Origin of the sequence: Streptomyces sp. NBC_00846 (assembly GCF_045207325.1) — a bacterium.
Lineage (GTDB): Bacteria > Actinomycetota > Actinomycetes > Streptomycetales > Streptomycetaceae > Streptomyces.
Genome location: NZ_CP108846.1, coordinates 7,842,349 through 7,858,690, shown reverse-complemented (window position 1 = coordinate 7,858,690; position 16,342 = coordinate 7,842,349). Strand labels below are relative to the sequence as shown.

Here is a 16,342-nt window from a genome sequence, read left to right as displayed (position 1 = left end):
AGAGGAGTTCTGCATACCCGATCAGCCCCACAAACCAGGGCTCCCGATTTGCTCGATATGACAGCAATAGAGGGTGTTAGTACGTTCAATCGCACCGGCTGTCACAGCGGGACTGTCTCTGAGGTCTAAGAAGGAGAACAAGCGACATGATCATGACCCGTTCCCACGCGATCGCCACGGCCGTCGCGACCGCCGCAGTACTGACCGCGACCGGCATCACCTACGCCACCGCCGTCCCCGCCCCCCAGGCCCAGGCCCAGGTGGCCACGGACACCATCCCCGCCCAGACACTCATGGGCGGGGAAGGCGGCAACAACGGCAAGGGCAACGAAGGCAACGAGCGAGGAGGCAACGAGCGAGGAGGCAACGAGCGAGGAGGCAACGAGCGCGAGGGCAGGCGCCATTACGAGGGCCGGATCCACATCAACGAGCGCGAATACTCCGGCCGCCCCGACGGCTGCATCACCGTCGTCAGCGGCTTGGGCGCCAAGAGCTTCAACATCCGCAACGAAAGCCGCAACGAAGTCGAGGTCTTCCGCGGAGCCGTGTGCGACAACGGCGCCCCCATCGCCACCGTCGGCCCCCGCAGCTCCGCCAACAACGTCCGCCCGGGCAAGGACGAGGACGAGAACTTCGAGAAGGGCGAGGACCACGGGAAGAAGCACCACGAGATGAATGGCGGCGTGAAGGTCAAGAACGGAGTCATCGCCAGCTTCCGCGTCGTCAAGCGCCACCACGGTGAGAGGGGCGAGGGCGGCGACTTCGGCGACTTCGGCGACTTCGGCGACTACTAAACCCAGCAACCGCCTGATACGCATGCCGCAGAACCTCAGCCCGCCGTAATCGGGCCGCGGCCCTCCGGCCAGGCACACAACACAGAATCCCGGCCCGCCGTAATCGGGCCGGGATTCCCGTCCGGCCCCGGACCCAACGATATCCCTACTCGGAACATCCAGCCCGGGACCGCAAAGGCGCACAGAGGCGTCGACGAGGACGGTGCACAGCCGAACCGGCATGCAAGCAATCCACTCACAGCACCTCAGTAAACCCGGACTCGTCGCCCTCGACATCACCACAGCCGACGAAGTCGACGGACGATGCGGGAGCGGGCCGAAGACCCCGGCCCGCTCCCGGCAAGGTCAGTCGGCGACCTGAGTGCCCGTCACCTTCAGGTGTCGGACGCGGCCCTCGTTGTCGAAGGATCCAAAGCCCACCCGGCCCGAGGCGAAGACCGGGTCGGTGGCCGTGATCAGCGGGTTGTGGCTGCCGTCCAGGTAGACGGCGGTCTCACCGGTGTCGGCGCAGTGGGTGAGGCGCACCTTGTGCCAGCCGTCGTCCTTGATCGCCGGAGGTGCGCCGTAGGTTCCGTTCCACTGGTCGTCGATGCGCAGCCGGTCGGCGTCGTTAACTGTGAACAAACCGTTGTGCGGGTAGATGGTGTTGTCGCTCGACAGGTGTGCGTACTGGAATCGGGTGTCCGACTGATAGTCCCAGATGAGGATGACATCACGGTTGGTGATCTCGACGGGGGTATCGATCCGGACCTCCGCCTCGACGGTGACGGAGGAGTAGCGCGGGCCCGCGGTCAGGACGGCGTACTCGAAGGGGCGACGCGGTCCCGGGCGGGAAACGCCCGGCTCGGCCAGGATCGTCTCACGTTCGGTGTACGCCCACTTGGCCGGGGTGACCGGCGCCCAGTTGTCGGGCCCGGTGGTGTGGGTGGTGGGGGTGTTGCCGATCTCGCAGTCGGCGAAGGTGCGGGTCCCGGTCACCTTCCAGACCTTGCCGTTGGCCTTCGAGACGATGTACAGGCCGCCGCTGCGGTCGGTGCCGAAGCGCAGGTCGACACGTTGGTCACCGGCGAGGTCGCGCATGGTGACCGTCTTCCCGGCGGACTTGTCGAACAGCATCAGCTGCTCGAGCGGCGCGAGGTCGGCGCCGCGGTGCATGTCGCGGGTGTTCGCGGCCAGGATCCGGCCGTCCACGAGGTCACCGAAGATGTACTTTCCACGCAGCGCCGGCGCGTCCTTGCCGCGGTAGACGAAGCCTCCGGCAATGGCGCGGCCCACATCGGACCGGCAGTCCCAGCCGGGTCCCGGGTCGTGGTCGTAGGCGGCGACCGGGTAGGTGTAGCCGTACTGGGCGTCGTCGGCGGGAAGAGGAAGGATGCGGGCACACGGGTCTGTGGTCTTCTTGTCGAATGCGAAGGCGCCCTCGCGCTCGCTCCAGCCGAAGTTGTCCCCGGCCTTGACCTCGTACACCGACTCGATGGCGTGCTCGCCTATATGGCCGAGATACATACGGTGGCTGCCGCCCTCGTCCCAGCTGAAGCGGTGCGGGTCCCGCATGCCAATGGCGTAGATCTCCCCGAGCGCACCGGGCTCACCGACGAACGGGTTGGACGCGGGGATGCCGTACCGGCCGTTACCGCTGTCACGGCCCGCGGGGTCGATCCGCAGAAGTTTGCCGTGCGGGAGCGTCAGATTCTGCGGTTCGCTGTTGCCGACGCCTTGGCCTCCGTCGCCCACCGCGAGATAGAGGAGGCCGTAGTCCTCGTCGTGAGGCTTTGCCGTCGGGTTGAAGTCGATCTGCTGAATGCCGTGGACCTGGCCGGTGAAGCCGATACGCAGCACCTCGCGATGGGTGCCGTGGAAGACGGCCGCGGAGGGGTCGTCTGCGGTCCACTCGGTGATGACGCCGTGATAGGTGAGGGTGCCGGCCTGCCGGTAGTCGGGGGTCTCGGTGGCCTGCGAGGCGAGCTCGGTGTGGATGGTGTAGAAGCGCCCGTTCGTTCCGAACTCCGGGTGGAATGCGGCGTACCCGAAGCCCTGGCCGAGACCGCGGCCCGAGAAGAAGTGCGGGAATGCCGCCTTGACGTCCAGGTACGGGTGCGGGGTGCCTCCGGAAGTGCGCGTCGCGGTGCCCGGGTCCGTGAGGTACAGGGTGCCGTTGAGGTCGGGAGTCGCCATCCGGCCGGAGCCGTCGGGGAGTTCATTGATGGTATTGATCCGGGCGTGGCGCATCAGACGCGGATCCGTCGGCTCCGGCACCGGTTCCGACTTGGGGAACTGTGCGAACTCCTCCAGGACGAGACCCGTCCTGGACTGGACGGGCTTCTGCGGAATGGGATCGGTCAGAGCGGCTGTCGCCGCGGCGGGCTCGTCGGCATGGGAAGGCGCGGCGAGACCGCCCAGGGCGAGGGCTGCGCTGACGGCCACGGCCGCCCAGTGCCTTCGGTATGTACGTCGTGACTCCATGCGGGTCCCTTCGGGCTGGCGTGATAAGTATGGGAAAGACGATCCGGGGGCGAGAAGAGTCAGTGGCCCCGCGTCATGCGCTGGTACTCCGCCGCCACCGCTCCGGCCGGCACCGGGCGGTCCAGGAACAGGAGGTCGTCCATGCGGCAGTCGCAGGCGTTGCTCTCCCGGGTGTTCTGGGGGAAGCTGCCGCCGATCTTGATGCCGCGAGGATCGGTGGGCGAGGCACCGTGGGGCGCGGGCGTGGTGGCGAGTTCCCAGGGGTCGCCCGGCGCGACGTAGAAGCCGTCCAAGGGCTTACCGTCGCGGTAGAGGGCGAGGGTGCCGTCGCGGAAGTCAAACGTCGCGGCCAGGTGGACCCATTTACCTCGGGGCAGCAGTTCTTCCCAGGGGGCCCCGGCGGCGAACGTCTGGGAGGCACCGCTGTCCAGGCGTCTGCCCAGCGCGACCAGCTTCAACTCACCATTGACCTGAATGAGTTCGAGCAGCGCACGCACCGCGTGGCCGTCAGAGGTTCCGGACAGTATGCCGGCCAGCCCGATCGCGTTGTAGCGGTCGCTCGGGTTGACCGTGTTGGAGTTGAGGGCGGGATTGTCGCCCGTCATCTTGAACCAGCCCATGACGGTGGCACCCCGGGCACTGCGGAAGGCCCCGAGCGACGACATACCCTCGGCGTCCCAAGCACCGGCCTTCCAGTCATCGTTGCCCACGGTAGCCGGGTTCTGCTGGCGTACCTGCAAGGCGGGCGAAGAACCCGGGTACGCCTCGTCGGCCACGCGCATCGCGGAACCGCCGTTGATCAGGCTGAGCGTGGTGCCGGAGCGTCCGATGTCCTGCTCGCGACCGGGGTCGGCAGGGTTCGGGTGCCCGAAGTCGTACGCCACCACGGCCTGGGCTCGCAGCGGAGTATGGGTGGTTGAGGAGCGGGCCGCCTGAGCCGGAAACGTGGCGGCGGCAAGCGAGGCGGTCGCGGCGAGCGCGGCGACGGCCATTGAGTAGCGTCTGGTGCGGGGCGGTGTCATTCAGCCTCCCAGCGGCAGCGAAGGGGCAGTCGACCGGGGGTTCCCGATCGACAGAAAGCGCTTTCCTCTGCGTTCTGGAACCATGTAACTCCCTCGCGACGCCCCTGGCAATGGGCGTGTACTCGCCAAATTAGGGAACCGATGCGGCGGCGGCACGGACTCCTTGCCGACAAGGACGCAGCTCGCGAGCGGCCCTTCAAGGCACAGATACCAAGCAGCTCACGGCGGATTACGGACAACTCGCCCCGAGTCCGGGCGGGTACGGCGGGTGGGTAAAGCGGTCTGGCGGGTGACCGCGCAGGCGCCGGTCCACCCGCTGGGCAGCATCGCCCCGGCCGCAAGTCGTCACTACAGCCGCCAGTTGATGCGGAAAGCACATAAGACGGTGTATCGCGCCATGCAGGGATGAGAACTGGAACCGGCCTACTTCGAGATCAAGAAAATCGCTGCTCGGCCGACGCGTACTGCGCTGCCGGACCTCGCAGGACATCGCCCAGAGGGCCTCCCCCAACGTTCGTCAACGCCGGTGGCGAGCAGACGCCACACCACGATGACGACCGCGACGAGGAAGACACCGCCACCGATCTGGACCATCAGGACCGGCGACTGAACGAAGAGGAAAAGGCCCGCCCAGGCCGGTGGCAGCACGCAGGTGAGGATGCGGATCGCGCCGCTCGCGGCCGCTCGCCGCTCGCGTTGGCGCAGCCCCACCATTCATTTATTTCTCTCGCGAACGAGATATCCTGTGCGAGACCGGGTTGCTGACGCGCAGGCGCCGCATGCCTGGAGATCTCGCACGCATGGAGGATTGCCGTGGCCCTGCCCGCTCTGTCACCCTCCGCTTCGTCGCCGTCCGCGGCCCCTCCGGGACGGCGCCAGTCTCGCGGCCGAGTTGCGGTCGGGTGGCTGACGAGCACGGACCACAAGCGGATCGGGACGCTCTACCTGGTCACCTCCTTCACGTTCTTCTGCATCGGCGGCCTCATGGCACTGCTGATGCGCGCCGAGTTGGCCCGTCCAGGCACCCAGCTGATCTCGAACGAGCAGTTCAACCAGGCCTTCACGATGCACGGCACCGTGATGCTCTTCATGTTCGCGACGCCGGTCTTCTCCGGCTTCGCGAACTGGATCATGCCGCTGCAGATCGGCGCGCCGGACGTGGCCTTCCCGCGGCTGAACATGTTCGCCTACTGGCTCTACCTGTTCGGTTCGCTGATCGCCGTTGGCGGATTCCTCACCCCGCAGGGCGCGGCAAGCTTCGGCTGGTTCGCCTACAGCCCGCTCTCGGACGCGAGCCACTCGCCGGGCGTCGGCAGCGACCTGTGGATCACGGGGCTGGCGTTGCAGGGCTTCGGCACCATCCTGGGCTCCGTCAACTTCATCACCACCATCATCTGCATGCGGGCACCCGGCATGACCATGTTCCGCATGCCGATCTTCAGCTGGAACGTGCTGCTCACGAGTGTGCTCGTCCTGCTGGCCTTCCCGGTCCTGGCCGCCGCGCTGTTCGCACTGGAGTCCGACCGGAAGTTCGGCGCTCACATCTTCGACCCCGCCAACGGCGGGGCACTGTTGTGGCAGCACCTCTTCTGGTTCTTCGCCACCCCGAGGTGTACATCCTCACCCTGCCGTTCTTCGGCATCGTCTCGGAGGTCGTCCCGGTCTTCTCCCGCAAGCCGATGTTCGGCTACACAGGTCTGATCAGCGCCACCGTCGCCATCGCCGGCCTCTCGGTCACCGTGTGGGCGCACCACATGTACGCCACCGGCGGGGTGCTGCTGCCCTTCTTCTCGTTCATGACGATGCTGATAGCCGTACCTACCGGGGTGAAATTCTTCAACTGGATCGGAACCATGTGGAAGGGCTCACTGTCCTTCGAGACCCCGATGCTGTGGTCCCTGGGCTTCATGGTCACCTTCCTTTTCGGCGGCCTGACCGGTGTGATCCTGGCCTCGCCTCCTCTCGACTTCCACGTCACGGACTCGTACTTCGTGGTCGCTCACTTCCACTACGTGGTCTTCGGCACCGTGGTGTTCGCGATGTTCGCCGGATTCCACTTCTGGTGGCCCAAGTTCACCGGCAAAGTGCTCGACGAGGGCCTCGGAAAGATAACCTTCTGGACGCTGTTCACCGGCTTCCACAGCACCTTCCTCGTCCAGCACTGGCTGGGCGCCGAGGGCATGCCGCGCCGGTACGCCGACTACCTCGCGGCCGACGGCTTCACCGCCCTGAACACCGTCTCGACCATCGGCTCGTTCCTGCTCGGCCTGTCGATCCTGCCGTTCTTCTACAACGTCTGGAAAACCGCCAGGTACGGCAAGCCGGTCGGCGTCGACGACCCGTGGGGCTGGGGCCGTTCGCTCGAGTGGGCGACTTCCTGCCCGCCGCCACGGCACAACTTCACAGCAATGCCGCGGATCCGCAGCGAGTCGCCCGCCTTCGACCTCCACCACCCCGGCATCGTCGTCCGCGAGGAAACCGAGCACAAGCAGACGGCCACCGGCGGCCGGGGCTGATCCAGGCCCACGTCCGCCCGCTCCATCACACGCTCAGGAGTCGTCCATGGACGCCAGTTACGAAGCAGCCCTCGGGCTGCACCAAATCGAGGGATTCCTCTACTGGGAGGCCAACCGCCGCGAGGCACATCGCAGGGCCCGGGACTTCACCTGGGAGCTGCCCGGACTCACCACCGACCAGCGCCTTGTGATCGAGGAAGCCTACGCCCGGCAGGAGATGGAGAACGCGCGCCAGGTCACCCAGCACATCGCGGAACGTATCGGCCAGGTCGAGGCTCAGTACACGGCGCGCCACCGCCGTTTCGCCCGGGACACGGCCGTCGCGATGGGGGTCATCACGATGGCACTGATCGGCCTCTGCATCGCGGTGATCCTGGGAACGGCGGCCGGTACTTCGTAATGCCGCCCGTCCGCGGTCAGCGGGCGTCCTGCTCAAGGGAGACCAGAAGCTTGCGCAGGGCGTCCGCGATCGCGGCGCGTTCACGTGGTTCCAGGACGGACAGGACATCTTGTTCCAGGCTGAAGTGGCGTCTCACCGTGCGATCGAAACTCGCCCGTCCCTCCTGCGTCAGACCCACCAGGATGCTTCTGCCGTCGACGGGAGAGGGGCCGCGCTCGATCCACCCCTCCCGCTCCAGTCGGTTGAGCCGTCCGGTCAAGCCGGCCGAGGACACCTCGAGCGCCCGGCGCAACTGACCTGGCGTCAGCGCATAAGGAGGGCCGCTACGTCGCAGCGCCTGAAGCAGGTCGAAGTCGCCGACATTCGCAATGGGCATCCCTTCCGAACGGCGCAGTCGGGTCGCGAACAGCTCATCCAGAAGCCGGGCCGCCCGTAGCAGGCGTGCCACCACCACGCTCGACGACACATCGAGTTCGGGCCACTCGCTGCGCCATTCGGCCAGCATCGCGTCCACGCTATCGCCGTCACTCACGGCCTTGTTCACGTCGTCCTTGCTCATCTCGGGACCAGGATATCGGCACGATGGCCGAGGGCGGCCCGCCGCTGGGGACAGTACGGTTGCCCTGTCACCGTCGCGAAGGGGCATTCTGCCCGTCGCACTCCCCGGAGTTCCGCGGTTCGTCGGCATGTACGGGGTCGTTGAGCGGGTTCTGCGCAGGTCACCGTGGTGCGGGGGAATGCGCCGACCGTGAAAGGTGTGAGCTTACGCATGTTCCACATCTGCGCCACGGTCTCGGGCAAGTCCAAGTCCTGCGCCACCTGACCGACCGAGCGGGCGGTGTCTGCCTTCTCACGCGGATGGATCGCGCTTCCGGCCGCCGGCCCTGGTGGCCGGGCGGTCCGGGGCCTGCCCGGCGGATCTTGCCGGACAGGCCCCTGGTCCCGAGGAGGGCTCAGCGCTTGAGCATGAAGGTGAAGTCGCCGGAGAGCTTGCCGCTCAGCCGGACTGTCGAAACGAGTTTCCCCTCCGTGATCAGTCTCTCGACCTCGGCCCGCGAAAGACCGCAACCTTCAGCGATCAGTCGCACCGGCCGGACAGGGATCCGCGCCGCAAAGCGGACAGAGACGTCGATCACCTCGCGGTCCAGGTGATCCGATCCGCCGGTGTCCAGGCGCCAGGTGTTGTCCCAGTCGAGGGCGATGCGATTACGGCGCCGCACGAGCGGATCCTGGAGCAGCTCAGCTGTCAGGCCAGGGTCGTTGTCATGCAGCCGGTCCAGCAGCCCAGGTCGTACGGAGCGCACATTCATCCGCTCCAGGACCGTGAGCTTTGCAGTTTCCCCGCAAGCGGTACAGAGCGCGAGGAGCCAGGCGTCGATGAGCTTGTGGTTTGCGGTGACGCGGAATTTACCGCTTGCTCGGAAGCGCTCGGACGCGCACGTGTGGCAACGGCGGAGAATGAGCGGCAGGCAGGTGGGCACGACCACCCAGTTTTTGAGCAGCACAGAAGTACACCGGTTTCAGTGAGAAGTCCGCAGCAAAAAGGAGCGCGGCGCACATGCGCGACGCGCGACGATTCAGCGCTCGGGAGGTCTCACAGGGTGTACAACGGCATGTCCTTGCCCAGACGACTTGGTTCGGCAGCACGGTAGTGGCTCACAGCAGCGCTGCTCCACTGGTTTTCCAGCGCCTCACCGCCGGGTTCTGTCCGGCGGATCACGGCCGAAGCCAGAGCCGGATCGCGGCGACGGTGACGGTGACGGTGCCGTGGAAGACGTAGGCCCGCTTGTCGTACCTCGTGGCCACGGCCCGAATGTTCTTGAGCCTGTTGATCGTCCGCTCGGCCTTGCTCCTACGCTTGTAGTGAAGCTTCCCCTTGATCGTGGACACCTGGAGACTGGGACGTGAGAGCCCAGAGGAAGCAGTGCCAGGTGGGAAGTAAGTACACGAAGCGGTACTCGGAGGAGTGCAAGCGGGACGCGGTCGAACTCGTGCGATCGTCGGACCAAACAGTGACCGAGGTCGCCCGGGATCTCGGGGTCAGCGCGGAGTCCTTGCGGGGGTGGGTGAAGAAGGCCCGCACCGCCCAGGACACCGGACCGTTACCCGGTGCCGCGCGGGCCGCCGACGGTCGGGACGAGGAACTGAAGCGGCTGCGGAAGCGGACCGCTGAGCAGGTGAAGACGATCGAGAATGAAAAAAGCGACAGCCTTCTTCGCGAAGAAGAGCGACCGGTGAGCACGGTATGCCGTTCATCCACGCGGAGAATGCGTACTACACCATCACGCTGATGTGCGCGGTGATGAAGACGGCCCGCTCCGCGTACTACGCATGGGTGGCCGAACGGGAAGCCCGCGTAACGCGGCAACGGGCGGATGAGGCCCTGGCCCACGAGATCACGGTGATCCGTGTCGGGCGAGTGCCGGCCGCGCTGTGGGGGGGGCGCCGGACGGCCGAACGCCCGTCGGACACCGGCCGCATGCGACGACCCTGCCCTCGGGCGCGCCCGGGCTCCGTCGCTTTACGCGCTCCTGTGAGCCGCCGTGATCAGCCCCGGTCGGGACACCTGCGGCCACACCAGCAACACGTCGCTCATACCACTCTGTTGACGCGTGCCAATGATGATCATAGGCTGCCTCGCCATCGGCTCCGGAGCGCACCCGGAATCCAGATTCCGTCCGTCTGCGCGCGGCCGCCCCTCGGCGACCCGTCGACGGCGGGTTCGGGGTCGCTGTCCGACAGCACCACCTGCACCGCCCGGTACCGACAAATCCAGGAGGAGCAAGTGAGAAGACGTCGCACGGCCGCCTGGGCCGCCTCAGCCGTCATCACCACCTTCGCGTTGACCGGCACGCTCGCCGGATCAGCCGCCGCAGAGCCCGGCACGACATCCGGGTCCGCCACCGCAGCACAGGCCCGGTCGGAGGTGGTGGCCACCGCGACCGGCCCCGTCACGCACGAGGAGAACGACCGGGTCCCGAAGGGCTCGCTCTGGACGCAGCACTATTTCCCTTCCTCGGACGGCAGCGGGGTCGAGCTGCACGCCGACGTGCTGCGCCCGGCAGACCTGCCGGCGGATGCGAAGACGCCGGTGATCCTGTCGGTGGGCCCGTACTTCTCCCACGCGGGGGAGACTGCTCCCGCAGGGTGGGACCGGGTCGGGCCATCGGCGCGCTTTCAGGATTTCATCGACGGCGCGCGGCTCATGGAGCGTGGATACACCTTCGTGATGGTGGACCTGCGCGGCTTCGGCGGCAGCACTGGGTGCCTGGACTTTCTCGGCCCGGGGGAACAGGCTGACATCAAGGCGGCCGTCGAGTGGGCAGCGAGCCGGCCGTGGTCCACTGGCAAGGTCGGCATGTACGGCAAGTCGTACGACGCCAACACCGGGCTGGCGGCCAATACCCTCAAGCTCAAGCCTCTGCGGGCGATCGTTTCCCAAGAGCCGACGTGGAACAGATACAACTACCTGTACAGCAACGGGGTGTCGCGTTCCAACGTGACCAGCACCCCGCGGAGTTACTACTCGATCGCGACCATGGCGCCGCTGGCCGATGACAGCGACCACTACAAGGCGAACGCGGGGTACGAGAAGAACCACCCCGAGTGCGAGAGTGACAACCTCACCAACACCCAGAACCCCGACCCGAAGTCGCCGTTCTGGCGTGCCCGCGATTTCGCCTCCCGCGCCGCCGGATCCCAGACGCCGCTGTTCGTCACGTCGGGCTTCATCGAGGACAACACCAAGCCCGAGGAGATGCAGAAGTACCTGGCCAACCATCAGGGCCCGCAGCGTGGTTGGATCGGCCAGTGGGAACACGTGCGCGGTAACGAGACCAATGCCAGTGGCCGGCTCAAGATGGGACGGGCGGGCTGGTTCGACGAGGTGATGCGGTTCTACGACCAGTACCTCCGCGGCATCGGACCGTCGGTGACCGACCCTGCGTTCTCCCTCGAGGACAGCCTCGGCCACTGGCGCGCCCAGCCGACCTGGCCGGTGACCAACGACTCGTACAAGGTGCGGCTGGCGCCCGGGCAGTACGTTGACGACGGCGGCAAGGCGCAGAAGGCCGCCCTGTCGATGACGGCGCCGGAGTCTCAGGGCTGGGACATCGAGTACGCGTCGGAGGTCGGCTCGCTGACGACTGACAGTGAGGATGTGACGTGGTGACGCTGCGGGTGGGTCTGACTCGCCGACTGACTGACGTCTCGACTGTCCTGTTTGGGATTTGTCGGCCCGCCGGGCGTCACCACGCACGCGGCCGGACGGGCGTTTGTGACCTTATAGGAGCTTGGTCCAGAAGCCCCGTCACTGTCTTGTCCACCCGCCCGACCGGCGCGTGCCGCCCTCGGAACGGATACACAAGGACGGACATGACCAGCATGACGCACGACGGCCCGCAGATCACCGGCGGAGTCGACACCCACGGCCTGACGCACCACGCGGCCGTGATCGACCCGGTCGGCCGGCACCTGGCCGACCAGGAGTTCCCCGCCACGATCCGCGGCTACCGGGACCTGCTGGACTGGATGCGCTCGCACGGCACGCTCGTCGCGGTGGGTGTGGAGGGCACCGGCGCCTACGGAGCGGAGCTCGCCCGGGTGCTGACCGCCGCCGGGGTCAGCGTCGTCGACGTGGACCGGCCGGACCGCAAGACGCGCAGGATGAAGGGCAAGTCCGACCCGATCGACGCCTACGCCGCCGCCACGGCCGTGCTGTCTGGCCGTGCCACCGGCACGCCGAAGAGCCGGGACGGTGTGGTCGAGGCCGTGCGGGTTCTGCGGATCGCCCGCCGCAGCGCGGTCAAGGCCCGCACCCAGGCGATGAACCAGATCCGTGGTCTGCTTGTTTCGGCCCCGGCGATGCTGCGCGAACAGGTCGCGGGACTGGACAGGGCCGTGCTGATACGCACGCTCGCCCGGCTGCGGCCCGGGGACGACCTGTCCCGCCCGCTTGCGGCGACCCGGGCATCGCTGCGTCGGCTCGCCCGCCGTCACCAGGCCCTGGATGCTGAGATCGCCGAGCTGGACACCGAGATCGGCCCGCTGGTCAAGCAGGCCGCCCCGGCGTTGCTGGAGCTGTTCGGTGTCGGCCCCGAGACTGCCGGCCAGCTGCTGGCCTCGGCCGGGGACAACCCCGAACGGATGCGGTCCGAGGGCGCGTTCGCGCACCTGGCCGGGGTCGCCCCGATCCCGGCCTCCTCCGGCCGCACCCACCGCCATCGACTCAACCGTGGCGGCGACCGGGCCGCGAACAACGCCCTGCACACCATCGTCCTCACCCGCATGCGCTTCGACGAACGCACCCGCGCCTACGTCGAACGCCGCACCAAGCAAGGGCTGAACAAAAAGGACATCATGCGCTGCCTCAAGCGATTCGTCGCCCGCGAGGTCTACCGCGCCCTGACCCACACACCAACCGAACGAACCACTCAAACCGACCTGGCTCCAGCGGCTTGACAAACATAGGAGCATCCAGACGAGTGCGCTCAGCGCCGACGCACCCACCAACAGCTATTGGACCTGGTCCACGCCCGCCGCTGAGCAGGTACGGATCACGGGCAGCCCGGAGATCACGCTGAAGACCAGGGGGCAGGGCAACGTCTGGGCACGGCTGTGGGACGTCGCTCCGGACGGCAGGGCGACGATGTTCAACGAGAACGTCGCACTGCTGGAGAGCAGCGGATCAACCTCCTTCGTCCTGAAGGCGACGGACTGGACTTTCGAGCAAGGCCACCAGCTGGGGGTCCAGATCGGAACCATCACCTCGAACGGCTGGCGGAGCGTTCCCTCGGGTGAGACGATCACGGTCTCCGACGCGCGGCTCGCCCTCGAGGTGCAGGACCCGCGGTTCGACTCGCCGACCCAGGGTGACCGCTCGCCGTACCTGGACACGTACGTGAGGGCGAACACCACCACGCTGAACAAGGTCGGCACCCCCACCTTCCCACTGGGCATCTCGAAGAACGGATGACCTAGCGGCTGCCCGGCACCCGCCCAGGCGGGTGCCGGGCACCGTGGCGTATCGCGTGGCGATGGTGATCAAGGTTCAGGCTGAACGGCTCATGGCGCTGAGGTCTGCGGCCCAGCACGTTCGACGCGGCACAGACGTCCTCTGCCGGGGGACCCAGCGGCTGCTCATCGGCATCCCCCTTGGGGCACGTTGCCGAACGAACGTGGCCAACACCTCGACAACCGTTTCGTGATGTTCTCCGAGTCGCGCATGATGCGCTCCAGGGCGTACAGGCCACCGAGCCGCTCGGTGAGTCTGCTGACCATCAGACGGGACGTCGACTGCCCACCCAACGATGCGAGACGAGCCACTAACCGTGCATCGCGGTGCTGTAGACGTACAGGGCGATCACACCGGCGACGCAGCCAAGGATCACCCATGAACCGAAACTGGTGTGTTTCCCACTGTCTTTGAGTCGCGCGGCCTTTCCGGGGCGATTGGGCCGCCCGGTCGCTGCCCGTCCCGGGACGACCGGCGCCGCATCGGCCGCCGCCTCGGCGAGCAGGCGACGGCAGGTAGCGGCGAGCACGCCAGTACCGGCGGAGAGGGGCACCACGGCCTCCGATCGCGCCGGAGCAGTGGTGCCGCCGTCCAGGATGCGCCCCGCGCGAACGAGGACCTCGTCCCGGCCGCCCGCCGGAGCGAGGCTGATCCACCGCCGTACATGCTCACCCCGGATGACCACGCCGCCGGACCGCTCCCGGTACACGGCGTGTTCCCGCCACAAGATCTCCGCCAACTCAACGGCGGTGTCTCTCAGTTGTGCGCTCACAACCCCTCCCCCTCCGCCTCGCGGCGAATCGAACAAGCACCGCACTCTAGCGGTAGGCGCAGAGCGGGGATCCAGCAGTCCCCCAGCGGCCGCGCCTGCCCCCGGGCACGGATCTGGGCCCCGTCCAGCAAATGATCAATCGATCTTGGAACTGAGGCGGCCTCCTTGATTGTCGTTGTCGTGGGCGGTCTGGACGGGAGCCAAGCCGGTATCGACTCAACCGTCTGCCGGGTCCACCAGCACGCCGCCGACGCCCGCGAGGCCGCCCCGGCCAAGGGGGCAGGGGGCTCGCCCGACACCGAGCTGACGAGGGTTTCGGGCGCTCGCTCGGCGGCCTGACCACCGGGATCAACCTGGCGGGCGAAGGCGGACGTCGGCCTCTCGGCCTGCTCGTCACGCCTGGCCAGGCTCACGGTGGCAGCGTGTTCGAGCAGGTCATGGTCGAGGTGCGCGCTCCACGCGAAGGCGGTGGCCGTCCGCGTACGCGCCGGAGAGCGGTCCGCGGTGTGGGCACGCTCAAGCGGTAGCGGCTCGCCGACCAACTGGGCCCGGACAGCCTCGCTCTGCAGCGGCGGCTGAAGTCCGCCTTCGACTCGCACGCCGTCCTCAACCCGGGCAAGGTGATCTGAGCGGCCTGAACGCACGTGTGGCGTGCACGCGTCGAACGCGTGCACGCCACAGATCACTGGGATCTTCGCGTTACTTGATGCGAACGACCTGCGGGTCGTGGTCGCTCGTCTGGTCGGAGAACTCCGCATTGACGTGAACCAGTTCGTACCCGGGGTTGTGGATCCCCGGGGTGACGAGGATGTGGTCCAGCGTCTGCGAGTTGCCGTCGTAGACGTAGCTGTACCGCTCGCCCACCGGCAGCTTGTTGATCAGGTCGGTGAGGACTCCGCCCTGGGTGAGCGTGGTGAGCGGCGTGGAGTACTGGTAGTCGTTCATGTCACCGAGAACGACTACCTTGGCGTTCTTGTCCTTGGCGAGCAGGCTGGAGACGAAGGTGTTGACCTCCTTGGCCTGGGACAGACGCTGCGTCTCGGAGCCCAGCGTCGGCGGCTGGAAGACGCCGTGGGTCGGCTGGTCGCCGCCCTTGGAGTTGAAGTGGTTGCCGATGATGAAGACCTGCTGGCCCCGGAACGTGAACTCGCCGACCAGCGGCTTGCGGCTGCTCTTCCAGGCATCGGACGTCGGGTTGACACGGCCGGGGGAGGCCGACAGGGTGATCCCCTTCTTGCCGCTGTCGACGACCTTTACGGGGGTGGTGGCGTCGCCGCCCGGACGGTCCACGAAGCTGACGCGCTTCGGGTTGAAGAGGAACACGTTACGGATGTTTCCGCCGGGCTCGCCGCCGTCGGTCTTACTCTCCGGGTCGATGGAGCGCCACTCTTACGCCGGGCCGCCGGCCTTCTTGATGGCGTCGGTGAACTTGGCGAGCGTCTGGTCGGCGGCGACCTTGCCGTCGTCCGTGGCGCCGTTGTTGTCCTGGATCTCCTCCAGGCTCACGACGTCCGGGGTGGCGAGGTTCTTGACGATGCCCTGGGCCAGCTGGTCGAACTTGCTCTGCGGGTTCTGCGGGGCAAGGTTCTCCACGTTGTACGTGGCGACGGAGAGCTCGTTGGCCTTGCCCGGCTTCGCCACATCCGGCTTGAGGCCGCCGGACTTGACCTTGCCGAAGTTGGTGGCCTGGATGTTGTAGCCACCGAAGTTGGCGTAGTCCAGCGGGCCGGTCGTCGTACCGGTGAGAGTGTCGCAGACGTTTGCCTTGAGCTGGTCAGCGGTCAGCGAACCGACCAGCAGGCGCCCGGAGTTCAGCTCGTTGTAGCCGGTGAGAACGGTGCCGCCGCTGGGGGTCGGGTTCTGCTTGGGCTTGGTGGTGATCCACGTCTCGTTGTACGTGTTGCTGGCACCCACCACGCGGGTGTCCTGGACCTGCACCAGCATGCCTTCGCGGGACTCGTACCAGTCCAGGGCGTACTTGGACGGCTCCAGCTTGAGGGGCTCGATGCTGCCGCCCTCCGCGTTCGGCGCGTAGGCCTCGGGCAGCGTCTTGGCGTCCATCGCCTCGGGCGCGGGCAACTGGTTGCCGGAGGACAGGACGGTGGTCCTCGGGCCGCTCAGCTCGGTGACGGACTGCGAGCCGGATGCCTTGCCGCCCGGGTAGTACTCGGTGACCTTGGCGGAGACCAGGACCGAGTCGCCCACCTTGACCTGCGGCGTGGAAGAGCCGGTGAAAACGAAGACGCCCTCGCTGGTGGCCGGGTCGTTGTCCGGGTTCGTGTCCTGGATCCAGAAGCCGCGCGAAGTACCGGCGGCCCGGACCGCGGTGACCACGCCGGGAACGTTGGTGACGCTCTTGCCG

Annotated in this window: 14 protein-coding genes and 3 pseudogenes; 9 read left to right on the top strand and 8 right to left on the bottom strand. The window is 67.2% G+C overall.

The window, feature by feature from the left end:
* Nucleotides 1–146: 146 nt before the first annotated feature.
* Nucleotides 147–794, top strand: a complete 648-nt coding sequence (locus tag OG936_RS36205) for a hypothetical protein (protein ID WP_406500011.1) — start codon at nt 147–149, stop codon at nt 792–794.
* Between the two features lie 345 nt (nt 795–1,139).
* Here the strand turns inward: OG936_RS36205 and OG936_RS36200 are convergent, their stop codons facing one another.
* The 3 genes from OG936_RS36200 to OG936_RS36190 form a co-directional block, all read right to left on the bottom strand.
* Entirely contained in the window at nt 1,140–3,218 is a 2,079-nt protein-coding gene (locus tag OG936_RS36200) for a PQQ-dependent sugar dehydrogenase (protein ID WP_406500010.1), read from the bottom strand.
* Between the two features lie 98 nt (nt 3,219–3,316).
* The gene (locus OG936_RS36195) at nt 3,317–4,279 is read right to left on the bottom strand and encodes a hypothetical protein (RefSeq protein WP_406500009.1); all 963 of its coding nucleotides are present in this window, start codon (nt 4,277–4,279) and stop codon (nt 3,317–3,319) included.
* A 423-nt stretch (nt 4,280–4,702) separates the two neighbouring features.
* Nucleotides 4,703–4,993 carry a hypothetical protein gene (locus tag OG936_RS36190; RefSeq protein WP_406500008.1) on the bottom strand — a complete coding sequence of 97 codons (291 nt, stop codon included), beginning with the start codon at nt 4,991–4,993 and terminating at the stop codon, nt 4,703–4,705.
* 99 nt (nt 4,994–5,092) lie between these two features.
* Here OG936_RS36190 and ctaD point away from each other — a divergent pair.
* Nucleotides 5,093–6,795: pseudogene (ctaD, locus tag OG936_RS36185) on the top strand (cytochrome c oxidase subunit I).
* 46 nt (nt 6,796–6,841) lie between these two features.
* Nucleotides 6,842–7,195, top strand: a complete 354-nt coding sequence (locus OG936_RS36180) for a hypothetical protein (RefSeq protein ID WP_406500007.1) — start codon at nt 6,842–6,844, stop codon at nt 7,193–7,195.
* Between the two features lie 16 nt (nt 7,196–7,211).
* Here OG936_RS36180 and OG936_RS36175 read toward each other — a convergent pair whose 3' ends face one another.
* The 3 genes and pseudogenes from OG936_RS36175 to OG936_RS36165 all read right to left on the bottom strand — a co-directional run.
* A complete protein-coding gene (locus OG936_RS36175; RefSeq protein ID WP_406500006.1) occupies nt 7,212–7,754 on the bottom strand; it encodes a MarR family winged helix-turn-helix transcriptional regulator in 543 nt (180 codons plus the stop codon).
* A gap of 394 nt (nt 7,755–8,148) precedes the next feature.
* Entirely contained in the window at nt 8,149–8,697 is a 549-nt protein-coding gene (locus OG936_RS36170; protein WP_406500765.1) for a DUF1062 domain-containing protein, read from the bottom strand.
* Between the two features lie 214 nt (nt 8,698–8,911).
* Nucleotides 8,912–9,061: pseudogene (locus tag OG936_RS36165) on the bottom strand (IS5/IS1182 family transposase); the annotation flags it as partial.
* Between the two features lie 38 nt (nt 9,062–9,099).
* Here OG936_RS36165 and OG936_RS36160 point away from each other — a divergent pair.
* The 4 genes from OG936_RS36160 to OG936_RS36145 all read left to right on the top strand — a co-directional run bounded on the left by OG936_RS36160 (nt 9,100) and on the right by OG936_RS36145 (nt 13,169).
* Entirely contained in the window at nt 9,100–9,486 is a 387-nt protein-coding gene (locus tag OG936_RS36160; RefSeq protein ID WP_406500005.1) for a transposase, read from the top strand.
* A gap of 494 nt (nt 9,487–9,980) precedes the next feature.
* Nucleotides 9,981–11,366: a CocE/NonD family hydrolase gene (locus OG936_RS36155; RefSeq protein ID WP_406500004.1), complete on the top strand. Its 1,386-nt coding sequence runs from the start codon at nt 9,981–9,983 to the stop codon at nt 11,364–11,366.
* A gap of 203 nt (nt 11,367–11,569) precedes the next feature.
* On the top strand, nt 11,570–12,655 hold the full coding sequence (locus OG936_RS36150) for an IS110 family transposase (protein ID WP_406497147.1): 1,086 nt from the start codon (nt 11,570–11,572) through the stop codon (nt 12,653–12,655).
* 187 nt (nt 12,656–12,842) lie between these two features.
* Entirely contained in the window at nt 12,843–13,169 is a 327-nt protein-coding gene (locus OG936_RS36145; RefSeq protein ID WP_406500003.1) for a hypothetical protein, read from the top strand.
* Nucleotides 13,170–13,518: 349 nt separating this feature from the next.
* On the opposite strand, the gene OG936_RS36140 is transcribed toward OG936_RS36145, so the two are convergent.
* Nucleotides 13,519–13,980, bottom strand: coding sequence for a hypothetical protein (locus OG936_RS36140; protein WP_383759420.1), 462 nt, complete (start codon nt 13,978–13,980; stop codon nt 13,519–13,521).
* Nucleotides 13,981–14,145: 165 nt separating this feature from the next.
* Here OG936_RS36140 and OG936_RS36135 point away from each other — a divergent pair, with 165 nt between their 5' ends.
* Both OG936_RS36135 and OG936_RS36130 read left to right on the top strand, forming a co-directional pair.
* The gene (locus OG936_RS36135) at nt 14,146–14,319 is read left to right on the top strand and encodes a hypothetical protein (RefSeq protein WP_406500002.1); all 174 of its coding nucleotides are present in this window, start codon (nt 14,146–14,148) and stop codon (nt 14,317–14,319) included.
* A 203-nt stretch (nt 14,320–14,522) separates the two neighbouring features.
* Nucleotides 14,523–14,609 carry an FAD-linked oxidase C-terminal domain-containing protein gene (locus OG936_RS36130; protein ID WP_406500764.1) on the top strand — a complete coding sequence of 29 codons (87 nt, stop codon included), beginning with the start codon at nt 14,523–14,525 and terminating at the stop codon, nt 14,607–14,609.
* A 70-nt stretch (nt 14,610–14,679) separates the two neighbouring features.
* On the opposite strand, the pseudogene OG936_RS36125 reads toward OG936_RS36130, so the two are convergent.
* Nucleotides 14,680–16,341, bottom strand: a pseudogene (locus tag OG936_RS36125) (endonuclease/exonuclease/phosphatase family protein); the annotation flags it as partial.
* Nucleotide 16,342 lies beyond the last annotated feature (1 nt).